We start from the raw sequence: 26,414 nt of genomic DNA on the forward strand, positions 1-26,414 counted from the left end.
AACGATGTCACCGGCCGGTCACGCCGAGAGAAGCACCCCGCCCGCCGAAGCCGCGGCGACGCCCGACCGGCAGCGCCGCCCCAGCCTCGCCGAAACCGTGGTGGCCGCCATCACGGCGCGCATCCGCGGCGGCGCCTATCGCCCGGGCGACAAGCTGCCGACCGAGCAGGCCGTGATGGCGGAGCACGGGGTGAGCCGCACCGTGGTGCGCGAGGCGATCTCGCGGCTCCAGGCGAGCGGCCTGGTCGCCACCCGGCACGGGATCGGCACCTTCGTGTGCGCCCCGCCCGTGGCCCCGGTCGAGATCGGCACCGTGGTGACGCTGCGCGACGTGCTCGCCATGCTGGAGCTGCGCATCAGCCTGGAGACCGAGGCGGCGGCGCTGGCGGCGCGGCGGCGAACCGACGCGCAGCTCGCCGAGATGCAACGCGCCGTCGACGACTTCGAGGCCGACATCGCGGCGGGCCGTGCCGGCGTCGACGCCGACTTCCGTTTTCACATGCAGGTCGCGCTGGCCACCGGCAACCGCTACTTCGAGAGCATCTTCCGTCAGCTCGGCACCGCCACCATCCCGCGCACCCGGCTCGACACCACGCGCCTCGCGGCCGAATCTAGCGAGTCCTACCTGTCGCGCACCAACCGTGAGCACGAGGCGATCCTCGACGCCATCCGCCGCGGCGACGCCGAATCGGCACGCGCCGGCATGCGGATGCATCTCGCCAACAGTCGCGAGCGGCTGCGGCGGGCGAGCGAGCCGCCCGCCTCCGCGGAGTGACGGCGGCGCTTCACCGCCGGAGGCCGCTGTGGCCGCCCCTTCACGCGAGTTTGATCGGCATCCCGAAGCCGCGCAAGTTTCCGCGCCCGCCGGCTGTCTAGAATCGATCCGCGAGGAAATCAGCCCCGGGAGAAAACCAGCAGGAGACACAACACGACGGGGAGAGACCCGATGGCGACCTACCAGGTCCGCTTCTTCAAGACCCTGCTCAGCTCCGACGGCCATCCGTTCTGCTGCTTGCAGGATATTCTCGAGATCAGGAATGCGGACACCCCCGACAGCGCCGTCGCGCAGGCCGAGCGAGAGTACGAGAGACTGCACAACGTCTCGCAGTGGAACCGCTGGGCCGATATCATCGAAGTATCCGAAGTCACGTGTCGACGTGCGACCCGGCGGCGGCCCGCGGCCCGGATAGCCGCCGCCCATGCGGCGTGATTGCACGGACGTCGCGGTTCGCGTCTGCACGTCGTGCCCGCATATCATGCCCGCACGTCGTGCCCGCACGGTTCGGCGCCCGTCGCGCCGGATCGAGAGCCCCGATCAGGCTTCGCCCCCTGATCGGGCTCGTCCTTGTGTGATACCGACGGCAGCACTCTGCACTCTCCGTCATGGCCGGGCCGTTGCTGCTCGGCCTGAAGTCGTGGATGCCGGCACGAGGCCGAGCGTGACGAGTCGGCATCAGCGGCCATCGGTATGATGCGAGATCCGGCTGATCCATTTGGTGGTCATTCCGGAAGCCGCGAAGCGGCTGTCCGGAATCCAGCCGAGCGTTCGATGTTTGCCGCTGGGTTCCGGGTTCGCGGCTTTGCCGCGCCCCGGAACGACGGCGAACTGATCACCCGAAACAGTGTGAGTCGGCGTTCTGTTCCAGGAGCGCGGTGTTGCGGGGGTGCGCTGTTCCAGGAGCGCGTCGGAGCACCCTCCGCGCCGGAGAGGGTGGGGTCCCGTCAGGTCGGCCCCTCGCCCACCAATGCGAACCACTCGTCCTCGGTGAGAACGGTGACGCCGGCGTCGCGCGCCTTGGCGAGCTTGGAGCCGGCCCCCGGGCCGGCGACGAGGTAGTCGGTCTTCTTCGACACCGAGCCGGCCACCTTGGCGCCGAGGCGCTCGGCCATCGCCTTCGCCTCGTCGCGTGTCATCTTCTCCAGCGTGCCGGTGAACACCACGGTCTTGCCGGCGACCGGCGTCGCGCTGCGCGGCTTCTCGGCCATCTCGATGCTGTCGAGCTCTGCCACCAGACTCTCGACGACACGGCGGTTGTGCGCCTCGCCGAAGTACTTGGCGACGGCGTCCACAACGGCGTCGCCGATCTGATCGATGGCGTCCATCTCGGCCCGCGCCTCCTCGTCGCCGGCCGCGATGCGCTCCGCCGCCGCCGCGAAGGCGTCCCATGACCCGTAGGCGCGGGCGAGCTGGCGCGCCGTCGTCTCGCCGACATGGCGGATGCCGAGCGCGTAGACGAAGCGTTCGAGCGCGATGGTGCGGCGGGCGTCGATGGCGTCCAACAGGTTCTTCACCGAGACGCTGCCGAACCCTTCCTTGTCCTTCAGCTTCTTGAAGTTCGCCTCGTCGCGCCGGCGCAGCGTGAAGATGTCGGCCGGCTCGCGCACGGGAAGGTCCTCGTCGTCGAAGAAGAAGGCGATCTGCTTCTCGCCCAGGCCCTCGATGTCGAAGGCGCGACGTGACACGAAGTGACGCAGATGTTCCATCTTCTGGAACGGGCAGGCGAACTCGCCCGAGCAGCGCGCCACCGCACCGGCCTCGCCGCCGGCCGTGGTCTCGCGCACCAGCGGCGTCTTCAGCTCGCATCGGCAGTGGGTCGGAAACTCGTACGGCACCGCATCGGCGGGCCGCTTCTCGGTCAGCACCCGCACCACCTGCGGGATCACGTCGCCGGCCCGCTGGATCTCCACCGTGTCACCGATCCGCACGTCGAGGCGGGCGATCTCGTCAGCATTGTGCAGCGTGGCGTTCTGCACCACGACACCACCCACCGTGACCGGCTCCAGCTTGGCGACCGGCGTGTGGGCGCCGGTGCGGCCGACCTGGATGTCGATCTCGCGCAGCAGCGTGGTGGCGCGCTCGGCCGGGAACTTGTGGGCGATCGCCCAGCGGGGCGTGCGCGACACGAAGCCGAGGCGCTCCTGCCAGTCGAGGCGATCGACCTTGTAGACGACGCCGTCGATATCGTAGGCGAGGTTCGCACGCTCGAGTCCGATCTCGCGGTGGAACGCGATCAGCGCCTCGGGCGAGCCGCACAGCCGGGTCAGCGGATTGGTCTTGAAGCCGCAACTCTCGAACCACTTGATCATGCCGGACTGGGTGTCGGCCGGCATCGTGGTCATCTCGCCCCACGCATAGGCGAAGAAGCCGAGCGGGCGTGATGCCGTCACGGCGGGGTTCTTCTGGCGCAGCGATCCGGCCGCCGAATTGCGCGGATTGGCGAACACCGGCTCGCCCGCCGCCCGCTGCTGCTCGTTGAGCGCCAGGAACGCCGCCTTGGTCATGTAGACCTCGCCGCGCACCTCGCACACCGCCGGCAGAGTCTGTCCTTTTAGGCGCTTCGGCACGTCGGCGAGCGTGCGGATGTTGGCGGTGACGTCCTCGCCCTCGGTGCCGTCGCCGCGCGTCGCCGCGCCCACCAGCTCGCCCTTCTCGTAGCGCAGCGACATCGACAGGCCGTCGATCTTCGGCTCGGCGCTGAAGGCGATCGCCGCGTCCGGCGGCAGGTTGAGGAAGCGGCGGATGCGGGCGATGAACTCGGCCACGTCCTCGTCCGCGAAGGCGTTGTCGAGCGACAGCATCGGCACCGCATGGCGCACCTTGCGGAACCGCCCGGTCGGCGCCGCGCCGACCTTTCGCGATGGAGAATCGGTCCTGATCAGCTCCGGAAAGCGCGCCTCGATCGCCGCATTGCGGAGGCGCAGCGCGTCGTACTCGGCATCCGAGACGGTCGGCGCGTCGTCCTGATAGTACCGGCGGTCGTGCGCCGCGATCTCCTCGGCGAGCCGCGCGAGCTCGGTGGCGGCCTCGTCGATCGTGAGATCGTCGACGGGGGTGGTGGGACGAGACTTCGACGTCATAAGATCGACCGTACATTGCGGTCATTCTCGGGGCGCGGGCTACCAGCCCGCGAACCCGGAATCCGCCCGGGAACGAACGTTGTCGACTTGGCTGGATTCCGGGTTCGCGCCTTCGGCGCGCCCCGGAATGACCGTGAACCGCCACGCATCCGATGTTCTACGTTTATCTTCTCGCGAGCCGAAAACAAGGAACGCTCTACCTCGGGATCACGCGGGACCTCGTGCGTCGCATTTATCAACACAAGTCGAAGTCGTTGCCCGGGTTCACATCGCGATACGACGTCGACCGCCTCGTCTGGTTCGAATGCCACGATGACCCGATCACGGCGATCGCACGGGAAAAGGACATCAAGAAGTGGCGCCGGGCATGGAAGATCGCGCTGATCGAGAAGGATAATCCGGATTGGAGGGACCTGTATCCGGAGATCACGAGTTGAGTGAGCCGGTTCGGTCATTCCGGGGCGCGGCGAAGCCGCGAGCCCGGAATCCAGCCCAGTGACAGACCCTGATTCGCGCGGCTGGGTCCCGAGTTCGCGCGTTCGGCCCGCCCCCGAATGACCGGCACCGACATCACCCCGCCGCATCGAGCAGGCGGTCGGCGGCGGCGCGCGCCTCCGCAGTGATCTCGGCGCCCGACAGCATGCGGGCGATCTCCTCGCGCCGGGTGTCGGCATCGAGCACCGCCACCCGGGTCGCCACCCGCTTGCCGCGGTCGAGCGCCCCCTTGCTGATCAGCAGGTGCCGGCCGGCACGGGCCGCCACCTGGGGCGCATGGGTCACCGCGATCACCTGGACGCGCCGCCCGAGCCGGGCGAGCCGCACCCCGATGGCATCGGCGACGGCGCCGCCGACCGCCGTGTCGATCTCGTCGAACACCAGCGTCGGCGCCGAGCCACGGTCGGCGATCACCACCTTGAGGGCGAGCAGGAAGCGCGACAGCTCGCCACCCGACGCGACCTTGACGAGCGGCCCCGGCGTCGTGCCCGGATTGGTCTGCACGTGGAACTCGACACGGTCGATCCCATGCGGGCCGGGCTTGTCCGCCTCGCCGGCGATCGCGGTGGCGAAGCGGGCGCGCTCCAGCTTCAGCGGCTTCAGCTCGGCGTTCACCGCCTTGTCGAGCGCCTCGGCGGCCCGTCGCCGCCGGCTCGACAGCGCCGCCGCGGCGGCGTCGAAGCGGGCCGCCAGCGCGGCCGCCTCCTTCTCCAGCCCCGCCAGCCGCTCGGCGCCCGCATCCATGCGGGCGAGATCGGCCGCATGGCGCTCCGCCAGCGCGGCGAGCGAATCGACCGCCACATTGTGCTTGCGGGCGGCGGCGCGCAGCGCGAACAGCCGCTCCTCGATCCGCTCCAGGGTGGCGGGATCGTGCGCCGCGGCGGCGAGCGACGCCTCGACCTCGCGGCGCGCCTCGTCGAGCGCCCCGAGCGCCGCATCGATCGCCGTCACGGCCGGCGCCACGAAGGCGGCACCGCCCTGCCGGCGCTCCAGGCGCCGCAGCGCGGCGGCGAGCGCCGTCACCGGCGATTGCGGCCCCGACACCACGGCGAGCGCGTCGCGCAGATCATCGGCCACCTTCTCGGCCTGCATCATGGTGGTGCGCCGCTCGGCCAGCGTGGTCTCCTCGCCGGGCTCGGGCGCGAGCTTGGTCAGCTCGTCGACCGCGTGGCGCAGCCAGTCGGCCTCGCGCTGCGCCCGCTCCACCTCGGCGCGCTGGGCCGCCAGCGCCGCGTGGGCGTCGCGCCGCGCCACCCACAAGCGGCCGACCTCGTCGGTCTCGCGCTCGAGCCCGCCATAGGCGTCGAGCAGCCGGCGGTGGCTCGCGGCATCGACGAGAGCGCGGGCATCGTGCTGGCCGTGGATTTCGACCAGCATCTCGCCGAGACTCTTCAGCACCTGCACCGACACCGGCTGATCGTTGACGAAGGCGCGGGTGCGGCCGTCGGCGAGCTGGACGCGGCGCAGGATCAGCGCATCGTCGGTCGCGATGTCGTTACCGGCGAGCAGCGCGTGCACCGGATGGTCGGCGGCCGGCTCGAACACCGCCGTCACCTGCCCCTGCTCGGCGCCGTTGCGCACCAGGGCGGCGTCGCCGCGGGCCCCGAGCGCCAGCGCGAAGGCATCGAGCAGGATCGACTTGCCGGCGCCGGTCTCGCCGGTGAGCACCGCGAGCCCGTTCCCGAAATCGAGGTCGAGCCGATCGATGAGGACGATGTCGCGGATCGAGAGGCGGGCCAGCATGTTTCGTCCACTCGTGAGCCGCACGCGGACGGCGCCGGGGCCGGACCGGCCCGAGCGCCGGGCGTGACGCCGAGGCGTCCGCGCGTCTCTACAAGAACGCGAACGGCCGGGACAAGCCCGGCCGTCGAACAAATTCGCAACCCGCCCCGCTGGCCGCGACTGCGGCGCGGTCTCTCAGCCCAGCCCGACCTTCTTGAAGGCGCGGCTGATCCACGAGCCCTTGTTCTCCGACGGCTCGAAGCCGCCGCCCTTCACCAGCCTGTAGGCGTCCTTGTACCACGGACTGTCCGGGAAGTTGTGGCCCAGCACGGCGGCGGCGGTCTGCGCCTCGTTGGCGATGCCGAGCATCATGTAACATTCGGTGAGGCGCATCAGCGCCTCCTCGACATGCCGGGTCGTCTGATACTGCGTGACCACCACCTTGAAGCGGTTGATGGCGCCGATGAAGTTCTTCTTCTCCATGTAGTAGCGCGCGACCGCCATCTCCTTGGCGGCGAGATGGTCGCGGCCGACCTCGATCTTCTTGCGCGCCTGCTGGGCGTATTCCGAGGTCGGATACTTGCGGATCACCTCCTCGAGCGCCTGGATGGCCCGCTCGGTGCGGGTCTGGTCGCGCGTCACGTCGGGGATCTGGTCGTAATGGGAGGCGCCGATCAGATACTGGGCATAGGCGACGTCGGGGCTGCCCGGATGCATGGAGACGTAGCGCTTGGCGGCGCCGATCGCCTCCTCGTACTGCTTCGTCTCGTAATAGGAATACGCGGTCATCAGCAGCGACTTGCGGGCCCAGTCGGAATACGGGTGCTGGCGGTCGACCTCCTCGAACTTCTTCACCGCCTCCTTGGCGGAGCCCTTCTCGTTCAGCAGGTAGACGCCTTCGTTGTAGAGCTTGTCGGCGGGCAGCTCCGGCCCCATGTCGTCGTCGTTGCTGCCGAACAGGTTGGAGAGGCTGCTGCACCCGGCGAGCAGAATCAGCAGCGGCAGGATCGCCAGCAGGCGCCCGCGCGGGCCACCGCGCTCCCGGCGCTGCGGGTGCCGGGACGACCGCCCGGACGATCCGCGGTCCGACGAATTACGAATCACGCCTCAGCCCCCTCGGCCCGCGCCGCGCGTCCCTGTGCCGGGCCGCGATGGATCGACGCTCGGTTGTCCCCTGTCGGGGCACTTGAACGCGACATTCGGCCGGGATTGTGGCGGCCGCCCTGTTCGTCCGGGCCCTTGTGGCGCCACGGCCACACCGAACCCGACGACGAGCGCCCCGCAGGCGATCCGGCCCACGGAGCGCAGTCGGTGTCTCTGACGTCCGTGTCTCTGAAAACCCGTGTCTCCGAAGGACCGGCAGGCCCGGTCAGGACACGTCGGGGCCATAGGCTGGCGCCGCGACGCCGGTGGTCAGCTCGGCGCGGCCCCGAACGGTCTTGCGGGCCAGCGCGACGGCGTCGACCACCGTCCAGGCCGAGCGGTCGGCCATCAGGGCCGAGAGCACCGCATGATTGAGCTTGTGGCCGCCGCAGACCGATCGGTAGACCCCGAGAAGAGGGGCACCGGCCAGCGCCAGGTCGCCGATCGCATCGAGCGCCTTGTGGCGCACGAACTCGTCGGCCCAGCGCAGACCATCGGGGTTGAGGATGCGGTTGTCCGCGACCACAAGGGTGTTCTCGAAGCTGGCGCCCAGCGCATAGCCGGCGCTCCACAGCTTCGCCACGTCGCTCATGAAGCCGAACGTGCGGGCGCGGGCGATCTCGCGCCGGAAATGCAGAGGATCGAGGTCGAACGCCATGCTCTGGCGGCCGATCAGGGCGTGATCGAAGGCGATCTCGATCTCGAACCGCATGCCGCGGTCATAGGGGCGCAGCTCGCCATAGGAGCGGCCGTTGGCGACCCGCACCGGCTTCAGCACCTTGATGAAGCGGCGCGGCGCCGCGGTCAGCTCCAGGCCGACGCGATCGATGGCGGTGACGAAGTCCTCGGCGCTGCCGTCCATGATCGGCACCTCGGGACCGTCGACCTCGACGACGGCGTTGTCGATACCGAGGCCCGACAGGGTGGCCAGCACATGCTCGGCGGTCGAGCACAGCGGGCCGGAGGCATCGCCGATCACGGTGGCGAATTCGGTGGCCACCACCGAGCGCACGTCGGCCCGCACCTCCTGGTCGGGGCGGCCGTCGCGACCGGGCCGGACGAACCGGATGCCGGTGCCGGGCTCGGCGGGATGCAAGGTGAGGGTTGCAGGAACGCCGGAATGCACGCCGATCCCCGATACGGTCACGTCGGAGCGCAGCGTCACTTGTCGGCCGGATTTCATGCCTGAACGTCCCAATCCAAAACTACAGCGCGCCGCCGGCTTACACGCGGCCGTCCGTCGAGTTTTTCCCCCACGGGACGTTGCAGAGCGCCGAAACACCTGTCGCTGTTCTGCTCGCGCTCAGGCTGCCGCGTTCCGGCCCAACTCTGTCCCCGTGCCGTCAGGAACATTAACCCTATGGTCCGGCAGCGCCAATTCACGCTTTCTTACCGATTGTTACCTGGATTTCGACGGGTTTCGACCGGGTTTCGGCCACGAAAAAAGGAGGAAAACCGTCCTGATCGGCGGATGGGACGCTTGCCGCGTGGCGGCAGCGCCACACCCCTGTGACCGGATCGCCGGCGGCCGGATCGCGCCTCCGGGTGCACCAGGCCGCGTGCCGTGCCGATGGATTGCGGCGAATCGATGCGCCGGCCGGGGAATCGGGCGGATCGCGACGCCGAATCGCTCCTCCGGCATGCAGCCGGCACCCGGGAGGCCGGTCCGGCCGATGGTGACGCCCGCGGCGGCGCACCGTCGCAACGTCCGATACGAGAGCCGGCTGATCGGCTCGGGGTCCGACCCTCTCCCGTGGGGAGAGGTGAAAGCCGAGCCACTCGCCGCGCCCCGAGCCAATCAAACGGATGGCGTCTGATTGCAGCAGACGAGACGGGCCCTCAAAACGCGAAATGGCCGGGCGCGGGGCCCGGCCATTTCTGGCGAACCGTCCGGAGGCAGTCGGACGATTCGCTGGCGGCTCGTGACGGGGGGCGCCGGCGGGCGCCCTCCCCTCCGGAACACGGCGTGCGATCAGTTCGCCTGCCGGCGCAGGAAGGCCGGGATATCGAGCTGATCCTCGTCGTGCTGGGTCGGCAGCGGCGCCGGCCGGCCGTGCATGTCGAGGCCCTGGGGCGCCTGGGGGGCCTGAGGCGCCGGCGCAGCCGGGCCCGGACGGCGGGCATAGTCGGACACCGGATCGGCGGTGCGCGGCATCCGCGGCATCGGCCGATCGGGCCGCTCCTGCGGCGCGGTCCGCATCTGCGGCGGGGCCTGCGGCCTCGGCTCCGCCGGCCGCGCCTCGTCCTCGCGACGGCCGAGGCCGACGGCGGCGAGGCGCTGCAACAGGGTCATCCGGCGCTTCTCCGGATGCTCGTCGCCGGCCGGGTCGCCGCGCTGGGCGCGCAGCTCGTTCTGGGCCGGCAGCGGCAGCTCGTCGATCCGCGGCATGCGGGGCGGCCGGCTCGCCGGCCGCTCGGGCTGCGGCGGGATGAACACCGCCGGGGGCGCCTCCTCGGCCATCGGGGGCTCGGCCCCGAGGGCATCCGGGAAGAAGGTCGGCTTCGGCTGGATCGGCCGGATGGTGACGTCCTCGATCTCGCGCGGCGCCAGGGCGTCGGCCACCGCCGCGGTGGCGACGGCGTCGATGCTCGACGGACCCGCCGGATCGGCCGGGATCAGCGGCTGGATGGCGGCACGGTCGGCGGCGGTCGGCCCGGCCTGGTCGATGCGGTCGGCGATCCGCTTGTTGTCGGCCCGCATCCGCTCGGCGAGATCGGCGATGCGCGACTCGTGGGCGGCCGCCTGGGCATTGGTCGGCCCGGCCGGCACCCGCGGCGCGAAGGCGTCGAGGCCCGGCAGGGCCTGCGGCTGCTGGCCCGCCAGCATCACCTGATCGACCCCGGTGGCGACCACCGACACGCGGATGACGCCTTCCAGGCTCTCGTCGAAGGTGGCGCCGACGATGATGTTGGCGTCGGCATCGACCTCCTCGCGGATGCGGGTGGCGGCCTCGTCGACCTCGTACAGCGTCAGATCCTTGCCGCCCGTGATGGAGATCAGCAGGCCGCGGGCGCCCTTCATCGAGACGTCGTCGATCAGCGGGTTGGCGATCGCCGCCTCGGCGGCGCGCAGCGCCCGCTTCTCGCCGGTCGCCTCGCCGGTGCCCATCATCGCCTTGCCCATCTCGCGCATGACGGCGCGGACGTCGGCGAAGTCGAGGTTGATCAGCCCTTCCTTGACCATCAGGTCGGTGATGCAGCCGACGCCCGAGTAGAGCACCTGGTCGGCCATCGCGAAGGCGTCCGCGAAGGTCGTCTTCTCGTTGGCGATCCGGAACAGATTCTGGTTCGGGATGATGATGAGGGTGTCGACCACCTTCTGAAGCTCGGCGATGCCGTTCTCGGCCAGCCGCATGCGGCGCTGGCCCTCGAAGTGGAACGGCTTGGTGACGACGCCGACGGTCAGGATGCCGAGCTCGCGCGCCGCCCGCGCCACCACCGGCGAGGCGCCGGTGCCGGTGCCGCCGCCCATGCCGGCGGTGACGAACACCATGTGGGCGCCGGTGAGGTGGTCGCGGATCTCGTCGATCACCTCTTCGGCCGCGCTGCGCCCGACGTCCGGCTGCGAGCCGGCGCCGAGGCCCTCGGTGGCCTGCACACCCATCTGGATGATGCGCTCGGCCTGCGACATGGTCAGCGCCTGAGCATCGGTGTTGGCGACGACGAAGTCGACGCCCTGGAGGCCCCCGCGGATCATGTTGTTGACGGCGTTGCCGCCGGCGCCGCCGACCCCGAACACGGTGATCCGCGGCTTCAATTCCCGGATATCGGGGATCTTCAAGTTGATGCTCATGGCTGCCTCTTCGGTGCGGTGGCGTCGCGGACGCCGCCGGGTCTCGCCGGTCCGCCGCCGGCGAAGTTCGTCGAATCCATCCGGGTCATCAGAAGCTCTCGCGTAGCCATTGCCCGACCCGAGTGAAATATCCGCTCGCCCCCGATCGGGACCGATGGGCCCGACGCGGATCGAAATGCTCCAAGTGGGCCACCTGGGGATAGACCAGGAGCCCGGCGGCGACCGCAAAGGCCGCGCCCTTGGCACCCTCTGGCAGCCCGGCCACGCCGAGCGGCCGTCCAACCCGGACCGGACGTCCGAGGATGCGCGCGGCGAGCTCCGAGAATCCGGTCAACTCGCTCGCCCCGCCGGTGACGATGACGCGGCCGCGCGGCTCGGCCGCGAACGGCGATGCCGCCAGCCGGTCGCGCAGCATCTCCAGGATCTCCTCCACCCGCGGCTTGACGATCCGCGTGAGAGTCGCCCGGGAGACGAACTGCGGCGGCTCCCGATCGTCGCCCGGAACCGCCGGAACGGCGATCATGTCGCGATCATCCATCGCGCCACCGAGCACATTGCCATAGAGCGTCTTGATTCGCTCGGCGTCCGGGACCGTGCAGGAGAGCCCCCGGGCGAGGTCCATTGTGACGTGCTGGCCGCCGAGCGCGAAGCCGTCGGCATGCACGAAACGCCCGCCCGAGAACACCGCGAGCGTCGTCGTCCCCGCCCCCATGTCGACCACCGCGGCGCCGAGCTCGGCCTCGTCGTCGGCGAGCGCCGCCAGCGCTGCGACATAAGGACTCGCCACCATCGCCTCGACCGACAGATGGCACCGCTCGATCGCCAGCATCAGGTTGCGGGCCGCCGCGGCGTCCGCGGTCAGCACATGCATGTCGACGCCGAACCGCTGGGCCAGCATGCCGCGCGGATCACGGATGCCGCGCTCCTGGTCGATGGCGTAGCCGATCGGCACCGAGTGCAGCACCACCCGCCCCGGCCGCACCGACATGCGGCTGCCGGCCGAGAGCACGCGGGCGATGTCGCCCTCGCGCACCGTGCCGGGCACGTCCACCGACGCGGCGAACAGCTCGCTCGACGGCCGCCCGCAGGACAGCGACACGATCACCGCCTCGACCTGGCAGCGCCCCGCCCGCTCGGCGAGATCGACGGCCTGGCGGATCGCCACCTCGGCCTCGGCCAGCTCGGCGACGCGGCCGCCCTTGAGGCCGCGCGACTCGGTGTGGCTGAAGCCGATCACCTCGATCGCATGGGTGCGCCGGCGCAGCACGTCGGGCGGCGGCTGCGGCGTCAGGCGGGCGATCAGGCAGGCGATCTTGCTGGTGCCGACGTCGAGCGCGGCCACCACCGCGCTACGCCGCGGCGACAGCGGCTTCATCTTGGGCGCCAGGCCGAACTGAAGGTCACTCATGCGGCGCCTCCCTTCGGCTTCGGGCGTTTGGCCTTGAGGGCCTCGTCGCGGGCCTGGGCGGCGCTGTCGGAGAGACGCACGGTGATGCGGTCCGGCAGACGGAGATCCACCACGGTGATGTCGCGCGACAGGAGCTTCTTGTCGCGTTCGAGCGAGGCGAGACGATCGAGCGCCGCCGGCACGTCGGTCTCCGGCAGGCGGATGTCGATGCCGTTCTTGAGCTTGAGGTTCCAGCGCCGTTCGCCGACCAGCACCGAGGCGCGGACCTGATCACGAAGATCGGGATGGCGATCGAGCAGCGCCAGGAAGTCGCGGGCCCGCCGCTCGGCGCCGGTGCCGACCACGAAGGGCAGCGCCATCACGCCGCGCGACAGGTAGGCTTCGAGCACGGTGCCGTCCGCCGCGATGACGTGGACCTGGCCGTCGCGCTGCCACAGCGCGAAGGCGCGGCGCTCGACGATGTCGATGGCGACCCGGTCCGGATAGAGCTTCTGGACGGTGGCGTCGCCGACCCACGGATTGGCCTTGAGGCGATTGCGCGCCTCGGCGGCGTCGAGGAACAGCAGCGACGAGCGGCCGGTGATGCCGGCGATCGCCAGCACCTCGTCGCGCGACAGGTGCTTGTGGCCGGTGAGCGCCACCCCGGCGATGCGGAAGCCGGCCGCGTTGGCGGCCATGTCGCGGACATCGGCGAACCACGCCGTGACGACCGGGGTGTGACCGCCGAGCACGACGCCGGACCCGATGCTGGCCGCGAAGATCAGCGCCGTGGCGCCGACGCCGGTGTAGCGCGGCAGCCGGAGCCGCTCCAGCGCCCACACCAGGCGCTCGGCCTGGCGGCGAATGGTGGCCAGCGGGCCGAAGGTGGCGAACCGCCCCGCCGGCCGGTGGGCGGACGGACGGCGACGTCGCGGGCTCGCCCCGCGCGCACGCGGCGATCCCCCGGGCGACCCTCGCCCGGTCAGCGACCCAAACTCGCGTCCTCCACCATCCATGCAACCAACTCTTCGAACGAGATGCCCGCATGCGCGGCCATTTCGGGCACCAGCGACGTCTCGGTCATGCCGGGCTGGGTGTTGACCTCCAGGCAGAAGAGCCCGGCCGTCCCCTCCAGACGGTCGTCGAACCGAAAATCGGCTCGGCTCACCCCGCGGCAGCCGAGCGCCTGATGCGCTCGGAGAGCCAGTGTTCGGACCTGTTGGTAAACATTCGGTTTAATTCTCGCCGGCAAGACGTGGGTGGAGCCCCCCGGCGCGTACTTGGCCTCGTAGTCGTAAAAAGCGACATTCGGAACGATTTCAATGACATCGAGGGCACGGTCGCCCATCACGGCGCACGTTAACTCTTTCCCAACGATGTAGCGCTCGCACAACACCTGCTCGCCATAGGGCCAGTCCGATCGGGTGAGCTCCTGGGGCGGGTGCTCGTGCGCCTCGGTGACGATGAACACGCCGACGCTCGACCCTTCGCAGACCGGCTTGATCACATAGGGACGCGGCAGGACGTGCGCCTTGGCGGCCTCGGCGCGCGACACCGTCACTCCTTCAGGCACCGGAACACCGGCGGCCGCGAGCGCCACCTTGGCGGCGTCCTTCTGCATGGCGAGCGCCGAGGCCAGCACTCCCGAATGCGTGTAGGGCACCTGCATCACCTCCAGGATGCCCTGGATGGTGCCATCCTCGCCGGGGCGGCCGTGCAGCACGTTGAGGGCCACGTCGGGCTGCACGGAGGCGAGCACCGCGGCGATGTCGCGGCCGACGTCGATGCGGGTGACGCGGTAGCCGCGCGCCTCCAGGGCCGCCGCGCAGGCGGCCCCCGAGCGCAGGCTGACCTCGCGCTCCGACGACCAGCCTCCCATCAGAACGGCGACGTGCTTGCTGCCCATGTTCGTGGTTCCTCTTCCACTCGCCGCGGCGGCGCGCCGCCCGGCCCGTGACCCGATTCGGTTCGGCCGGTATAAGCGAATCGCGCCTGAACCGCGCCCCCGAACGAACCGCAGGCCGCGGAGGGCTGATGATCGGACTGTGGCTCGAACTGCCGACCTGGGCGCTGTTCGCCGTGCTGACCCTGGGCTACGGCGCCACCGGGGCCGTGATCACCTGGCTCGCGGTCGCCTCGCCGGTCAGCCCCTGGATCAAGAGCTTCACCGGCGTGGTGGCGCCGTTCATGGCCACCGTGAGCGTGCTGTTCTCGCTGCTGACCGGCTTCCTGGCCGGCGACATCGCCGACCGCAACCGGCAGGCGTGGCGCGCCGTCAACGGCGAGGCGAGCGCCATCGTGATGGTCAATACCCTGAGCATCGCGGCCGCCTCCGACATGGCGGCGATCCGCGCTCAGCTAAGGACCTATGTTGACAGCGTGCTGAAAGACGAATGGCCCGCCATGGCGGAGGGCCGGCGCTCGGCCGCGACCGGGACGGCGCTGCGCGACCTGCTGCGCGAGGTCGCCGATCCGGCGATCGCCCGCGACGCCGGCCAGACCGTGCACGCCGCACTGCTCAACGCGGTGATCCGCGTCCGCGACGCCCGCGCCGACCGGCTCGCCCTCGCCTCCGACCAGACCAACGACGTGAAGTGGCTGACCGTGCTGGCGCTCGGCCTGGTGACCCAGATCGCGGTGGCGCTCGTTCATCTCGACAAGCCGCGCGCCAAGGTCGCCGCCATGGCGGTGTTCACTCTCGGGGCGGTCATCGCGCTCGGCTTGGTGGCGCTCCAGGAGTACCCGTTCAGCGGCCACATGCGGGTATCGCCGGTGCCGCTGGAGCGGACCCTGGCGCTGATCACGCCGCCCGGCGGCTGATCCCGCACGGCCCGCGCCACTGACGAGCCGACGCCGAAAGAGCCGGCGCGGACTCGGCAGCCATCGCGGCCGCGACGGCCGGGTCGGCAGGCTGGCGAAATCCGTCCCGATGTCTATCAAAGATTGTTTTTTATTATTCTACAACCATTGCGAGCCACCATGGCGTCGCCGGTGATCAGGCCGGCGCATCGACAGCGTTGGAGCGCGCCGCCATGAACACCTGGGTCGGTCTGCCCGCCGGCAGCTTTCTCGGCATCCTGCTGCTGCTGTTCGCCACCGGCGCGGCCCTGCTGGCGTGGCTCGCCTTCCGCTCGCCGGTGCGCGACAAGGTGCGCAGCCTCACCGGCATCGCCGACTCGGTGTTCGCCTCGACGGCGGTGCTGTTCTCGCTGCTGGCCGGCTTCCTGGCCAGCGACATGGCCGATCGCAACCACCGCGCCTGGGTGGCCGTGAACACCGAGGCCGGCGCCGTCGCCACCCTGTACGCACTCAGCCGGTCTGAGGGCGCCGCGACGATCACCGGCCCGCTGAAGCGCTACGCCGAGGCGGTGGTGACGGACGAGTGGCCCAAGATGGCCCAGAGCCAGCACTCCGCCCACGCCGAGACGGCGCTGCACGCGCTGATGCGTCACGCCAGCGATCCAGCCATGGCCCGGGAGACCAGCCCGGCGGTGCAGACTGCCCTGATCACCGCGGTGCTGACCCTCGGCGAGGCGCGGGGCGAGCGCCTCGCCCTCGCCTTCAACCGCACCAGCCGCATTCAGTGGGTGAGCGTGCTGGTGCTCGGGCTGGTGACCCAGCTCTGTATCGCGCTCGTGCATCTGGAGCGACCGCGCGCCCATGTGGCGGCCGCCGCGGTGTTCGCCCTGTCGGTGATCGTGGCCCTGTGGCCGATCGCTCTTCAGGAGCAGCCGTTCGCCGGCGCCCTCAGCATCGCGCCGTCGTCGCTGGAGCGGGCGGTGAGCCAGTTCGCGACCACGAGCTGACCGTCAGGCCGGAATGCCGATGCGCTTGATCTCCCAGTCGAGCATGACGCCCGAGGTCTCCTGCACGCGCCGCCGCACCGTCTCGCCCAAGGTCTCGATGTCGGCCGCCGTCGCGTCGCCGCGGTTGATCAGGAAGTTGCAGTGCAGCTCGGAGACCTGGGCATCGCCGACCACGAGCCCGCGGCAGCCGGCGGCGTCGACCAGTTGCCAGGCCTTGTGGCCCGGCGGGTTCTTGAAGGTCGAGCCGCCGGTGCGGCTCTTGATCGGCTGGGTGGCCTCGCGCGCATCGGTGATCGCCGCCATGGCGGCCGCGATCTCGGCCGGATCGCCGGCCCGCCCCTGGAACAGCGCGCTCGTGAAGATCACGTCGTCGGCGACGCCGCAGTGGCGATAGGTGAACTGCATGTCGGTGTTCGAGAAGACGTGGAGGCGGCCGGCGCGGTCGACGCCGCGCGCCTCGATCAGCACGTCCTTGGTCTCGCCCCCGTAGGCGCCGCCGTTCATGCGCAGCGCCCCGCCGATGGCGCCCGGAATGCCGCGATAGAAGGCGAGCCCGGCGATGCCGGCATCCTGGGCGGCGCGCGCCACCTTGACATCGGGCACGGCCGAGCCAGCGCGGATGCGGTGACCCTCCTCGACGACGATCTCGGAGAAGCCGCGGCCGAGCCGGATCACCACGCCGGGCACGCCGCCGTCGCGCACGATCAGATTTGAGCCGAGCCCGATCATGGTGACCGGAATGTCCACCGGCAGCCGCGCCAGCGCATAGGCGAGGTCGTCCTCGTCCTCCGGCACGAACAGCACCTGCGCGGGTCCGCCGACACGGAACCAGGTGAGCGGCGCGAGCGGCGCGTTCGCCGTCAGCCGGCCGCGCAGGTCCGGCATCGCATCACGAAGGGCGGGAAGGAGATCGGGGAAGGACATGATGATTTGACGATCGGTTCAGACGCGGGTCTTCCAGATCCTAGGATCGCGACTGCCGTGGATGCAGGCCACGATGACGATGTCGGTCGAAGAGACCGTGTAGAACAGTCCGTACGGAAACTTGCCCAGGCCGGCGCGCCGCAAGTTCCGGTGGACCATCTGAAAGCGGAATGGATTCCGTTCGAGCGCCGCGACCGTCGCCTCGAAGGCCCGCAGCAGGTCGTCGCCAAGTCCAGGCGCATTCTCGTCGTACCAGTCCGATGCCGCGGCGAGTTCGAGCCGGGCCTGCGGGCGGACGACGACTCGGCGTGTCATTTGCGCCGTGACCAGAGCCACTCCCGCACCTCCTCCCAGGAGCGCGCGGACGATGGTTCCTTCTGATGCTCCTCCAGCCGGCGGTCGAGCTCCTGCTTCAGCTCGTCGTCGATCGGCGGAAAGTCCTCCTGGGCAATGCTGTCCCACAGCTCGACGGCGAGATCGATCTTCTCCTCCGGGGTCAGCTCCAGGAGCTGCTTTCGCAGGGTCTCGTTCAAGCCCATCTCGGTCGCTCCGGTTCGATCGCTCCTGCGGGGATCAGCCTAGCAGATCCGGCGGCCCGACGCCCTCACCGGCCGATCCCGTCCAGCCACTGCGCCAGGAACGTCCGGCCGGCCGCCGCGGTGGCGGCGGCGTGGGTCGCGGCCTGGCGGCGCAGATCGCGCGGATCGAGGCCGGCCTTGCCCAGCTCGACCGTGTGGCCGACCAGCCAGGTCTCGATCGCCGCCGGATCGACCTCGATGTGGAACTGGAGGCCGAGCACCGCGGGACCGATGGCGAACGCCTGCACGGGGCACGCGGCCGTGCTGGCGAGACACGTCGCGCCCGCCGGCAGATCGAGATTGTCGCCGTGCCAGTGCAGCACCGGGGTTTCCTCGAAGGCGGCGAGGCCGGCCGCCTCGCCCTCGGGCGTGACGGTCAGCGGCGCGAAGCCGATCTCCTTCGTCGGCCCCGACGCCACCTGGGCACCGAGCGCCGCCGCGATGAGCTGGGCCCCGAGACAGATGCCGAGCGTCGGCCGGCACGCCGAAAGGCGCGCGCCGATCGCGGCGATCTCGCCGGCCAGGAACGGATAGGCGTCGCTCTCGTAGACGCCGATCGGCCCGCCGAGCACGACGACGAGATCGGGACGCAGCAGCGCGTCGGTGTCGAACGGCTCGAGCGGCGCCTCGCGGTACTGCACCGCATAGCCCCGTTCCGCGAGCAGCGGCACGAGCACGCCGAGATCCTCGAACGCGACGTGGCGGACGGCGAGACAGGTCGGCATCAGCGTGTCCAGGCGACCGGGCCGCGCGCCGCCAGCTCGGCCGGCAGCGCGTGCGCCCATTGGGTGATGTTGCCGGCGCCGAGGCAGACGACGTAGTCGCCCGCCCGCGCCATGTCGCGGACCAGGCCGGCGAGCGCCTGCGGCCCGTCGAGTGGCACCGCATGGCGGTGGCCGCGGGCCAGGATGCCGGCCACCAGGCTGTCGCGGTCGATGCCCGGGATCGGCGCCTCGCCGGCCGCATAGACCGGCGCCACCACCACCGTGTCGGCATCGTTGAAGCAGGTGCAGAACTGCTCGAACAGCGAGGCGAGACGGCTATAGCGGTGCGGCTGCATCACGGCGATCACCCGGCCGCGGGCGGTCTCGCGCGCCGCCTTGAGCACGGCGGCGATCTCCACCGGGTGATGGCCGTAGTCGTCGATGATGGTGACGTCGTTCCAGACGCCGGTGCGGGTGAACCGCCGCCCCACCCCGGAGAAGCCGGCGAGCGCCTTGCGGACGCGGTCGTCCGGCAACCCGAGCTCGCGGGCGACCGCGATGGCCGCGGTGGCGTTGAGGGCGTTGTGGCGGCCCGGCATCGGCAAAGCCAGGTCGGCGATCTCGTGGGCGGCGCCGCCGGCGCGGTCGCGAAACACCACGGAGAAATGCGAGCGGCCGTCGCTGTGGTCGCCGTAGACCAGCCGGACGTCGGCCTGCGGGTTCTCGCCATAGGTGATCACCCGGCGGTCCTCGATGCGGCCCACCATGGTCTGCACCACCGGGTGGTCGATGCACATCACCGCGAAGCCGTAGAACGGCACGTTCTCGGCGAAGGTCTGGAACGCCTCCTGGACGGCCTCGTAGGTCTTGAAGTGGTCGAGGTGCTCGGGATCGATGTTGGTGACGACGGCGACGTCGGTCGGCAGCTTGAGGAAGGTGCCGTCGGACTCGTCGGCCTCCACCACCATCCAGTCGCCGGCGCCGAGCCGGGCGTTGGTGCCGTAGGCGTTGATGATGCCGCCGTTGATCACGGTGGGATCGAAGCCGCCGGCGTCGAGCAGCGCGGCGACCAGCGAGGTCGTCGTCGTCTTGCCGTGGGTGCCGCCGATGGCGACGCAGCTCTTTAGCCGCATCAGCTCGGCCAGCATCTCGGCGCGCCGCACCACCGGCAGCCGCTTGGCCCGCGCCGCCGTCAGCTCGGGATTGTCGCGACGGATCGCCGAGGAGACCACCAGCACGGCGGCGCCGTCGACGTTCTCGGCGGCGTGCCCGACCGCGACCTTGACGCCCTTGTCGCGCAGACGCCGGACATTGGCGTTCTCGGCGACGTCGGAGCCCTGCACCGTGTAGCCGAGATTGGCCAGCACCTCGGCGATGCCGCTCATGCCGATGCCGCCGATCCCGACGAAATGCACCGGCCCGATGTCCTGCGGCAGCTTCATGTCGATGCCCTCCCCTCGGCGGACCACACGCGGCGCGGGTGGCGTTGTCACCTCTCCCCGCGGGCGGGGCGAGGGAGGGCCGATGCCGTGCCAGACTGACGGTGGCCCGCGATCGCGGCCGTCGGTTTAGCGAATTCGGCGGCGCAGCACTACGGTTTTGCGGGCTCGGGCGGGGCGGCCGTGGCGGCGGGCACCAGGCCGGCCACCCGCAGCACCAGCTCGGCCAGCCGGTCGGCGGCATCGAGCGCCCCGCTCCGGCGGGCCGCTGCCGCCATCCCGGGCAGCATCGCGGGGTCGGTGGCCAGCCGCGCGATCTCGGCGGCCAGCCGCTCCGGCGAGAAGGCGGCCTGCTTGATGCGCAGCGCCCCGCCGGCCTTCTCTAGCATGGCGGCATTCGCCATCTGGTCCTGGTCGAGCGCATGCGGCAGCGGCACCAGGATGGCGGGCCGGCCGATCGCCGCCAGCTCGGCCACCGTCGAGGCGCCGGCCCGGCTGATCACCAGGTTGGCGGCCGCGATGCGGGCCGGCAGGTCGCGGAAGAACGGCTTCACCTCGGCCGGAACCCCCATGCGGGCATACGCCTCTTCGACGGTCGGCACGTCCTCGTCACGCGCCTGCTGCACCACCTGGACGCGCGAGCGCACCACAACGGGCAGCAGCTCGACCGCCGGCGGCACGATGTCGGCCATGATGCGGGCGCCCTGGCTGCCGCCGAACACCAGCAGGCGGAACGGCTGATCGGGGCCCGGATAGGGCTCCGCCGCGGCCGTCAGCACGGCGGGCCGCACCGGATTGCCGGTGTGGGTGCTTTTCGCGGCGAGGCGCGGATCGTGGCCGAAGAGGCCGGGGAAGCCGGTCGCGATGGCGCTCACCCGCGGGGCGAGCAGCCGGTTGGCGCGGCCCGCGATACCGTTCTGCTCGTGGATCACCGTCGGGATGCCGCGCAGCGTCGCCGCCAGCACCGGCGGCAGAGTCGGATAGCCGCCGAAGCCGACCACGGCCCGCGGCGCGATCCGCCCGTAGAGACGATAGGCGTTCAGGATGCCGCGGCCGAGCACCATGGCGGCCTTGACCAGGGCCTTGGGGTCGCGCCCGCGCAGCGTCGCGCTCGGCACGATGTGGGTGGCCCGCGCCGGGAAGCTGCCGCCCCAGCGGAAGGCACGCTCGTCGGTGGCGAGGTCGACCGCGGCGCCGCGCGCCGCCAGCGCCACCGCCAGCGCCTCGGCCGGAAACAGGTGGCCGCCGGTGCCGCCGGCCGCCACCACGATCAGCGGCGCCCCCTCGACCCGCGTAAGGGGAGCCGCGGGCGCGTCGGGAGCGGCGGGCGGCGCCGCCTCGGGCTGGTCCGGAGTGGTCATGCCGGGCGCTCCGTCAGCACCAGCCCGGACGAGGCGGCGAGCAGCTCGGCCCGCGGCTGCTCCCGCGACAGGGCGAGCAGCATGCCGACCCCGTAGGCGAGCGAGATCATCGACGAGCCGCCATAGGAGATGAACGGCAGCGTCATGCCCTTGGCCGGGATCAGCGCCAGGTTCACCGCCATGTTGATGGCCGCCTGAGTGCCGAACAGCAGCGCCAGCCCGGTGACGGCGAAGCGCGCGAACGCATCGTCGCTGCGCTGGGCGCGGCGCAGCGAGCGCAGCACGATGAAGGCGAACAGCGCCGCCACGGCGAGACAGACCACGATGCCGAACTCCTCCGCCGCGACCGCGAAGACGAAGTCGGCGTGGCTGTCCGGCAGGATGCGCTTCACGGTGCCCTCGCCCGGCCCGCGGCCGAACCAGCCGCCCTGGATGAACGATTCGACGGCGGCGTCGACCTGGAAGGTATCGCCCGAGGCGGGATCGAGGAAGCGTTTGATGCGACGGGCGACGTGCGGGATGGTCGCGTAGGCGACGAGGCCGCCGGCCGCCGCGAGGCCGCCGAGCACCAGCACCCACACGAAGCGCATCCCCGTCATGAAGAACAGGGCGCAGAACACCAGGGTGATCAGCAGGGTCTGGCCGAAATCGGGCTGGAGCACCAGGACGGCGACGACCGCCACGAGCAGCGCGATGGCGAGCGAGTTGGCCGGCACGTCGGTCTTGCGGGTCGCCTCGGCGAACAGCCAGGAGACCAGGATCACGAAGGCCGGCTTGACGAACTCCGACGGCTGGATGTTGACGCCGGCGAGCACGATCCAGCGCCGCGCCCCCTTCACCTCGGCACCGAAATGCAGGGTCGCGGCGGTGAGCGCCAGGGCGACCAGGAACATCACCAGGGCGGCCCGGCGGATCGCCCGCGGCGACAGGAACGACACCGCCAGCAGCACCCCGATGGCGGGGATCAGGTACATGATGTGGCGGTTGACGAAGTGGAACGGATCGAGGCCGAGCCGGGCCGCGACCGGCGGGCTGGCGGCGAGCGAGAAGATGATGCCGGCCAGCATCAGGGCCGCGATGGCAGCTAGCAGCAGCCGGTCCACGGTCCACCACCAGTCGGCGAACCAGGTGCGTTCGGCGCGCGAAACCATGGCGGTGCTCCTCTCGACTCCGCCCCGACTATGGTTGGCGGACCGTTAAGGAAAAATTTCGAATTGCACCGCGGACCGGGGTGCCGACGCTACCAAGGAGGGCGGGCGGAGCGCCCGGGACCCCTGCGATGGGGTCCGGGGCGGCGCCGCGGCGACCCGTCGCAGCGGTGCTGCCGAGCGGCCGCCCCGGCGGCGGCCCGCGACCGCGGCAGCCTGCACGGAAAATAGCCGCGCGGCGATGCGGAATGGCACGCCGCCCCCGTGCCGCAACGCGATCGGGCCAGCGGCGCCTCGACCCGACGCGCCGCCCCGGGGCCAGGGACGAGGCGTGGCGCGCTTCTTGCTGCGTCGCACGGCGCCTGCATCCGCCTCACCCGCCCACCCCTGCCTCGTCGACAAAGTTCGTGGACCCACCCGCCATCCCACCCGCGACGCCCTTGCGCAGGGCACGGCCCGCAGATCAGGATGAGACGTCGTCACGTCACGCTCTGTCCTTTCCGCCCCCACGGCGGCCCACACGGTACGTCATGATCCGCACCGCGCTCGATACGCTGTATCTCGTCGCCGGCTGGCTGGCCGGCGGCTTCCTCGTCCTCATCTTCGTTCTGATGATGGTGCTGTCGGCCGGCCGGCCGCTCGGCATCAACCTGCCGGCGGGCGACGACATCGTGTCGTGGTGCATGGCCGCGATGGCGTTCCTCGGCCTCGCCCACACGTTCCGCGCCGGCGAGATGATCCGGGTCGGCCTCCTGATCGACACCCTGTCGGAGCGGGCGCGGCGGCCGTTCGAGATCACCGCGCTCGTGGTCGGCTGCGGCTTCGTCGGCTTCTTCGCCTGGAACGCCGTGGTGATGACCTGGTACTCGTGGCGCTTCGCCGACATGACCCAGGGCGTCATCGCGATCCCCTTGTGGATTCCCCAGCTCGGCTTCACCGGCGGCCTCGTCATCCTGGCGATCGCGCTGGTCGACGAGCTCGTCCATGTCGTGCGTGGCGGTGAGCCGCGCTACGAGAAGCCCAAGCCGAAGACCGCCGAAGAGGTCGTCGAGCAGGCGATCCAGAGCGGCGTGTGACCGATGGAGCTCCTCGAGATCGCAGCCCTGCTGCTGCTCCTGCTGGCCGCCCTCCTGGCCGGGGGCGTGTGGATCGCGGTCGCCCTGATGGCGTCCGGCTGGGTCGGCATGCAGTTCGTCGGCGGCAACATCCCGGCCGGCAGCGTGCTCGCCACCACCATCTGGGGCAACGCGGCCTCGTGGTCGCTGGCCGCCCTGCCGCTGTTCATCTGGATGGGCGAGATCCTGTTCCGCACCAAGCTGTCGGACGAGATGTTCCGCGGCCTCGCCCCGTGGCTCAACTGGCTGCCGGGCCGGCTGATGCACGTCAACGTGCTGGCCTGCGGCATCTTCGGCTCGGTGTCCGGCTCCTCGGCCGCGACCTGCGCGACGGTCGCCAAGATCGCGCTGCCCGAGCTGAAGCGGCGCGGCTACGACGAGCTGGTCAGCCTCGGCTCGCTCGCCGGCGCCGGCACCCTTGGCATCCTGATCCCGCCCTCCATCACCATGGTGGTGTACGCGGTGGCCGCCAATGTCTCTATCATCCAGGTGTTCCTGGCCGGCTTCCTGCCCGGCCTCCTGGTGATGGTGCTGTACTCGGGCTACCTGATCGTCTGGTCGCTCATGAACCCGGCCAAGACGCCGCCCGCCGACCCGCCGCTGCCGTTGCGACAGAAGCTCGCCGAATCCGCCAAGCTGATCCCGCTCGCGCTGCTCATCATCTTCGTCTTCCTGTCGCTGATGCTCGGCTGGGCGACCGCCACCGAATGCGCCGCCTGGGGCGTGCTCGGCTCGCTCGCCATCGCGTGGTGGCACGACGCGCTGTCGTGGGAATCGTTCTGGGCGAGCGTCATGGGGGCGACGCGGGTGACCTGCATGATCATGCTGATCCTCGCCGGCGCCTCGTATCTCTCCACCGCGATGGCCTATACCGGCATCCCGATGGCGCTGGCCGAATGGGTCGGCGGCCTGAACCTCAGCCCCTATGCGCTGATCGCGGCGCTGACCGTGATGTATGTGGTGCTCGGCACCGCGCTCGACGGCATCTCGATGATCGTGCTCACCACCGCGGTGGTGATCCCGATGGTCAAGCAGGCGGGCTTCGATCTCGTGTGGTTCGGCATCTTCGTGGTGCTGGTGGTCGAGATGGCGGAGGTGTCGCCGCCGGTCGGCTTCAACCTGTTCGTGCTCCAGACTATGAGCGGCAAGGACAGCTACACGGTGGCGCGCGCCTCGATCCCGTTCTTCATGCTGCTGGTGGTGGCGGTGGCGCTGATCACGGTGTTCCCGGGCATCGTCATGCTGCTGCCCGAGATGGCTTTCTCGAAGTGATTGCTCGAACAATGGGAGGACACCCGATGACCCGACTGCTCGTCTCGCGCCGGCTCGGCGCGCTCGCGCTCGTCGCCGGTGCGGCGGCGCTGCTGCTGCCCGGTGCCGCCGCGGCCCAGACCAAGTGGAACCTGCCGGCCGCCTACCCGACCGACAATCCCCACACCGTGAACCTGATGGCGTTCGCCAAGGATGTCGCCGACGCCACCGGCGGCAAGCTCCAGATCACGGTGCATGCCAGCGCGTCGCTGTTCAAGGCGCCGGAGATCAAGCGCGCCGTGCAGACCGGCCAGGCGCAGGCCGGCGAGGTGCTGATCTCCATCCACGAGAACGACGACCCGATCTTCGGGGTCGACGTGGTGCCGTTCCTGGCGACCAGCTATCCGCAGTCGCTGAAGCTGTGGAAGGCGAGCCGGCCGCTGGTGGAGAAGCGCCTCGCCGCCCAGGGCCTCCAGGTGCTGTTCGCGGTGCCGTGGGGGCCGCAGGGCATCTACGCCAAGAAGGACCTCGACAAGGTCGAGGACATGAAGGGCCTCAAGTGGCGCGCCTACAATGTCGGCACGGCGCGCATCGCCGAGCTGGTCGGCGCCCAGGCCGTCACCATCCAGGCGGCGGAGCTGCCGCAGGCGCTCGCCACCGGGGTCGTCAACGCCTTCATGACGTCGGGCTCGACCGGCTACGACTCGAAGGCGTGGGAGACCATGACCCACTATTACGACACCCAGGCGTGGATTCCGAAGAACATCACCTTCGTCAACAAGGCCGCGTTCGACGCCCTCGACAAGCCGACCCAGGAGGCTCTGTTGAAGGCGGCCGCGGTCGCGGAGGAGCGCGGCTGGAAGCTCGCCGAGGAGAAGGCCACCTGGTACCTGGAGCAGCTCCGCGCCAACAAGATGAAGGTGCTGCCGCCGAGCGACACGCTCAAGGCGGGCCTGACCAAGATCGGCGATCAGCTCACCGCCGACTGGCTCAAGAAGGCCGGCCCGGACGGACAGGCGGTTATCGAGGCCTACAGGAAGATGTGAGGGCGAGCCGTCTGTAGTGCGTCCCGCCGCCGTAGCCTGGATTGAGCGAAGCGAAATCCGGGATGCCCGAACCGAGGTGACAGCGACTCCCGGGTTTCGCTGCGCTCAACCCGGGCTACAAGATGAACCGCCGTCGTGCCGCTCGCCGCGGTGTCGCAAAACGATGGGTCGCCGGGCGACACCCGGCGACGACGATCCGCGCTCCCTTCCGACACGAAAACGCCCGCCGGGAGCCTGTCCCGGCGGGCGTTTGGCTTTGGGGCATCGTCGGTGACGAGCTTACGCGACGAGCTATTCCGACGGCAGCACTCTCGTATGGTCGGGCTCGTCCGGCCATCCACGTCTTTGTTGCTGCTCGGCTCGAAGTCGTGGATGTCTGGCACGAGGTCGGGCATGACGAGTCAGCATCAGCGGCCATCGGTATGATACGAGATCCGGCTGATCCATTTGGTGGTCATTCCGGAAGCCGCGAAGCGGCTATCCGGCGACTGTCTTGGATGTCAAGCGGGTGCGTATGCGACGTCGGCTTTGACGAGGCCGTTGGCGACGACGAGGATCTTCCTGGCGACGGCGATGAGGGCGACCTTTGCGGGCTTTCCCTGGTCGCGCATGGCCTTGTAATCGTCCCTGAGCTTCGGGTTGTG

At 70.5% G+C, this 26,414-nt stretch carries 23 protein-coding genes; 8 read left to right on the forward strand and 15 right to left on the reverse strand.

Annotated elements, in window-relative coordinates:
- The first annotated feature begins 4 nt into the window (after nt 1-4).
- Both ACFQUV_RS25540 and ACFQUV_RS25545 read left to right on the forward strand, forming a co-directional pair.
- A complete protein-coding gene (locus ACFQUV_RS25540; protein WP_129610741.1) occupies nt 5-775 on the forward strand; it encodes a FadR/GntR family transcriptional regulator in 771 nt (256 codons plus the stop codon).
- A 171-nt stretch (nt 776-946) separates the two neighbouring features.
- A complete protein-coding gene (locus ACFQUV_RS25545; RefSeq protein ID WP_129610742.1) occupies nt 947-1,210 on the forward strand; it encodes a hypothetical protein in 264 nt (87 codons plus the stop codon).
- 512 nt (nt 1,211-1,722) lie between these two features.
- On the opposite strand, the gene ligA is transcribed toward ACFQUV_RS25545, so the two are convergent.
- The gene (gene ligA / locus ACFQUV_RS25550) at nt 1,723-3,858 is read right to left on the reverse strand and encodes an NAD-dependent DNA ligase LigA (RefSeq protein ID WP_129610743.1); all 2,136 of its coding nucleotides are present in this window, start codon (nt 3,856-3,858) and stop codon (nt 1,723-1,725) included.
- Between the two features lie 152 nt (nt 3,859-4,010).
- Here ligA and ACFQUV_RS25555 point away from each other — a divergent pair, with 152 nt between their 5' ends.
- On the forward strand, nt 4,011-4,295 hold the full coding sequence (locus tag ACFQUV_RS25555; protein ID WP_129610744.1) for a GIY-YIG nuclease family protein: 285 nt from the start codon (nt 4,011-4,013) through the stop codon (nt 4,293-4,295).
- A 133-nt stretch (nt 4,296-4,428) separates the two neighbouring features.
- On the opposite strand, the gene recN is transcribed toward ACFQUV_RS25555, so the two are convergent.
- The 7 genes from recN to ACFQUV_RS25590 form a co-directional block, all read right to left on the reverse strand.
- Nucleotides 4,429-6,096, reverse strand: coding sequence for a DNA repair protein RecN (gene recN / locus ACFQUV_RS25560; RefSeq protein WP_129610745.1), 1,668 nt, complete (start codon nt 6,094-6,096; stop codon nt 4,429-4,431).
- A 174-nt stretch (nt 6,097-6,270) separates the two neighbouring features.
- Nucleotides 6,271-7,176: an outer membrane protein assembly factor BamD gene (locus tag ACFQUV_RS25565; RefSeq protein WP_111387649.1), complete on the reverse strand. Its 906-nt coding sequence runs from the start codon at nt 7,174-7,176 to the stop codon at nt 6,271-6,273.
- 268 nt (nt 7,177-7,444) lie between these two features.
- Nucleotides 7,445-8,401, reverse strand: a complete 957-nt coding sequence (lpxC, locus tag ACFQUV_RS25570; protein ID WP_111387645.1) for a UDP-3-O-acyl-N-acetylglucosamine deacetylase — start codon at nt 8,399-8,401, stop codon at nt 7,445-7,447.
- A gap of 789 nt (nt 8,402-9,190) precedes the next feature.
- Nucleotides 9,191-11,011 (reverse strand): cell division protein FtsZ, encoded by a 1,821-nt coding sequence (gene ftsZ / locus ACFQUV_RS25575; RefSeq protein ID WP_129610746.1) that lies wholly within the window; start codon nt 11,009-11,011, stop codon nt 9,191-9,193.
- A gap of 88 nt (nt 11,012-11,099) precedes the next feature.
- Nucleotides 11,100-12,419 carry a cell division protein FtsA gene (ftsA, locus tag ACFQUV_RS25580; protein WP_111387540.1) on the reverse strand — a complete coding sequence of 440 codons (1,320 nt, stop codon included), beginning with the start codon at nt 12,417-12,419 and terminating at the stop codon, nt 11,100-11,102.
- A complete protein-coding gene (locus ACFQUV_RS25585; protein WP_129610747.1) occupies nt 12,416-13,414 on the reverse strand; it encodes a cell division protein FtsQ/DivIB in 999 nt (332 codons plus the stop codon). The genes ftsA and ACFQUV_RS25585 overlap by 4 nt, the downstream gene beginning before the upstream one ends.
- Complete coding sequence (locus ACFQUV_RS25590) at nt 13,381-14,304, reverse strand: D-alanine--D-alanine ligase (protein WP_129610748.1); 924 nt, start codon at nt 14,302-14,304, stop codon at nt 13,381-13,383. The genes ACFQUV_RS25585 and ACFQUV_RS25590 overlap by 34 nt, the downstream gene beginning before the upstream one ends.
- A 128-nt stretch (nt 14,305-14,432) precedes the next feature.
- On the opposite strand from ACFQUV_RS25590, the gene ACFQUV_RS25595 reads away from it, so the two are divergent.
- Nucleotides 14,433-15,218 carry a DUF4239 domain-containing protein gene (locus tag ACFQUV_RS25595; protein ID WP_129610749.1) on the forward strand — a complete coding sequence of 262 codons (786 nt, stop codon included), beginning with the start codon at nt 14,433-14,435 and terminating at the stop codon, nt 15,216-15,218.
- Between the two features lie 212 nt (nt 15,219-15,430).
- Nucleotides 15,431-16,204, forward strand: coding sequence for a DUF4239 domain-containing protein (locus tag ACFQUV_RS25600; RefSeq protein ID WP_129610750.1), 774 nt, complete (start codon nt 15,431-15,433; stop codon nt 16,202-16,204).
- Between the two features lie 3 nt (nt 16,205-16,207).
- Here the strand turns inward: ACFQUV_RS25600 and murB are convergent, their stop codons facing one another.
- The 7 genes from murB to ftsW all read right to left on the reverse strand — a co-directional run bounded on the left by murB (nt 16,208) and on the right by ftsW (nt 22,361).
- Nucleotides 16,208-17,128 carry a UDP-N-acetylmuramate dehydrogenase gene (murB, locus tag ACFQUV_RS25605; protein WP_129610751.1) on the reverse strand — a complete coding sequence of 307 codons (921 nt, stop codon included), beginning with the start codon at nt 17,126-17,128 and terminating at the stop codon, nt 16,208-16,210.
- Nucleotides 17,129-17,146: 18 nt separating this feature from the next.
- Complete coding sequence (locus ACFQUV_RS25610) at nt 17,147-17,464, reverse strand: type II toxin-antitoxin system RelE/ParE family toxin (protein ID WP_129610752.1); 318 nt, start codon at nt 17,462-17,464, stop codon at nt 17,147-17,149.
- Nucleotides 17,440-17,661, reverse strand: coding sequence for an addiction module protein (locus ACFQUV_RS25615; RefSeq protein ID WP_207211560.1), 222 nt, complete (start codon nt 17,659-17,661; stop codon nt 17,440-17,442). Before ACFQUV_RS25615 ends, ACFQUV_RS25610 begins: the two co-directional genes overlap by 25 nt.
- A gap of 71 nt (nt 17,662-17,732) precedes the next feature.
- Complete coding sequence (locus tag ACFQUV_RS25620; protein ID WP_129610754.1) at nt 17,733-18,431, reverse strand: glutamine amidotransferase; 699 nt, start codon at nt 18,429-18,431, stop codon at nt 17,733-17,735.
- The gene (murC, locus tag ACFQUV_RS25625; protein ID WP_111387117.1) at nt 18,431-19,852 is read right to left on the reverse strand and encodes a UDP-N-acetylmuramate--L-alanine ligase; all 1,422 of its coding nucleotides are present in this window, start codon (nt 19,850-19,852) and stop codon (nt 18,431-18,433) included. The genes ACFQUV_RS25620 and murC overlap by 1 nt, the downstream gene beginning before the upstream one ends.
- Nucleotides 19,853-20,001: 149 nt before the next feature.
- Nucleotides 20,002-21,117, reverse strand: coding sequence for an undecaprenyldiphospho-muramoylpentapeptide beta-N-acetylglucosaminyltransferase (murG, locus tag ACFQUV_RS25630; RefSeq protein WP_244601695.1), 1,116 nt, complete (start codon nt 21,115-21,117; stop codon nt 20,002-20,004).
- Between the two features lie 89 nt (nt 21,118-21,206).
- The gene (gene ftsW / locus ACFQUV_RS25635; protein ID WP_111387113.1) at nt 21,207-22,361 is read right to left on the reverse strand and encodes a putative lipid II flippase FtsW; all 1,155 of its coding nucleotides are present in this window, start codon (nt 22,359-22,361) and stop codon (nt 21,207-21,209) included.
- 527 nt (nt 22,362-22,888) lie between these two features.
- Between ftsW and ACFQUV_RS25640 the strand changes: the two genes are divergently transcribed.
- The 3 genes from ACFQUV_RS25640 to ACFQUV_RS25650 are packed head-to-tail and all read left to right on the forward strand — an operon-like array spanning nt 22,889 to nt 25,770.
- The gene (locus tag ACFQUV_RS25640) at nt 22,889-23,434 is read left to right on the forward strand and encodes a TRAP transporter small permease (protein ID WP_111387111.1); all 546 of its coding nucleotides are present in this window, start codon (nt 22,889-22,891) and stop codon (nt 23,432-23,434) included.
- A gap of 3 nt (nt 23,435-23,437) precedes the next feature.
- Entirely contained in the window at nt 23,438-24,745 is a 1,308-nt protein-coding gene (locus tag ACFQUV_RS25645; protein ID WP_111387109.1) for a TRAP transporter large permease, read from the forward strand.
- Nucleotides 24,746-24,771: 26 nt separating this feature from the next.
- Complete coding sequence (locus tag ACFQUV_RS25650) at nt 24,772-25,770, forward strand: TRAP transporter substrate-binding protein (protein ID WP_129607943.1); 999 nt, start codon at nt 24,772-24,774, stop codon at nt 25,768-25,770.
- The last annotated feature ends 644 nt before the right edge of the window (nt 25,771-26,414 follow it).

This window comes from Rhodoplanes sp. P11 (genome assembly GCF_964266735.1).
Classification (GTDB): domain Bacteria; phylum Pseudomonadota; class Alphaproteobacteria; order Rhizobiales; family Xanthobacteraceae; genus Rhodoplanes; species Rhodoplanes serenus.

Coding starts and splice junctions, on each gene's coding strand:
- ACFQUV_RS25540 (WP_129610741.1), top strand. CDS start 5: ATGTCACCGGCCGGTCACGCCGAGAGAAGCACCCCGCCCGCCGAAGCC.
- ACFQUV_RS25545 (WP_129610742.1), top strand. CDS start 947: ATGGCGACCTACCAGGTCCGCTTCTTCAAGACCCTGCTCAGCTCCGAC.
- ligA (WP_129610743.1), bottom strand. CDS start 3,858: ATGACGTCGAAGTCTCGTCCCACCACCCCCGTCGACGATCTCACGATC.
- ACFQUV_RS25555 (WP_129610744.1), top strand. CDS start 4,011: ATGTTCTACGTTTATCTTCTCGCGAGCCGAAAACAAGGAACGCTCTAC.
- recN (WP_129610745.1), bottom strand. CDS start 6,096: ATGCTGGCCCGCCTCTCGATCCGCGACATCGTCCTCATCGATCGGCTC.
- lpxC (WP_111387645.1), bottom strand. CDS start 8,401: ATGAAATCCGGCCGACAAGTGACGCTGCGCTCCGACGTGACCGTATCG.
- ftsZ (WP_129610746.1), bottom strand. CDS start 11,011: ATGAGCATCAACTTGAAGATCCCCGATATCCGGGAATTGAAGCCGCGG.
- ftsA (WP_111387540.1), bottom strand. CDS start 12,419: ATGAGTGACCTTCAGTTCGGCCTGGCGCCCAAGATGAAGCCGCTGTCG.
- ACFQUV_RS25585 (WP_129610747.1), bottom strand. CDS start 13,414: ATGGATGGTGGAGGACGCGAGTTTGGGTCGCTGACCGGGCGAGGGTCG.
- ACFQUV_RS25590 (WP_129610748.1), bottom strand. CDS start 14,304: ATGGGCAGCAAGCACGTCGCCGTTCTGATGGGAGGCTGGTCGTCGGAG.
- ACFQUV_RS25595 (WP_129610749.1), top strand. CDS start 14,433: ATGATCGGACTGTGGCTCGAACTGCCGACCTGGGCGCTGTTCGCCGTG.
- ACFQUV_RS25600 (WP_129610750.1), top strand. CDS start 15,431: ATGAACACCTGGGTCGGTCTGCCCGCCGGCAGCTTTCTCGGCATCCTG.
- murB (WP_129610751.1), bottom strand. CDS start 17,128: ATGTCCTTCCCCGATCTCCTTCCCGCCCTTCGTGATGCGATGCCGGAC.
- ACFQUV_RS25620 (WP_129610754.1), bottom strand. CDS start 18,431: ATGCCGACCTGTCTCGCCGTCCGCCACGTCGCGTTCGAGGATCTCGGC.
- murC (WP_111387117.1), bottom strand. CDS start 19,852: ATGAAGCTGCCGCAGGACATCGGGCCGGTGCATTTCGTCGGGATCGGC.
- ftsW (WP_111387113.1), bottom strand. CDS start 22,361: ATGGTTTCGCGCGCCGAACGCACCTGGTTCGCCGACTGGTGGTGGACC.
- ACFQUV_RS25640 (WP_111387111.1), top strand. CDS start 22,889: ATGATCCGCACCGCGCTCGATACGCTGTATCTCGTCGCCGGCTGGCTG.
- ACFQUV_RS25645 (WP_111387109.1), top strand. CDS start 23,438: ATGGAGCTCCTCGAGATCGCAGCCCTGCTGCTGCTCCTGCTGGCCGCC.
- ACFQUV_RS25650 (WP_129607943.1), top strand. CDS start 24,772: ATGACCCGACTGCTCGTCTCGCGCCGGCTCGGCGCGCTCGCGCTCGTC.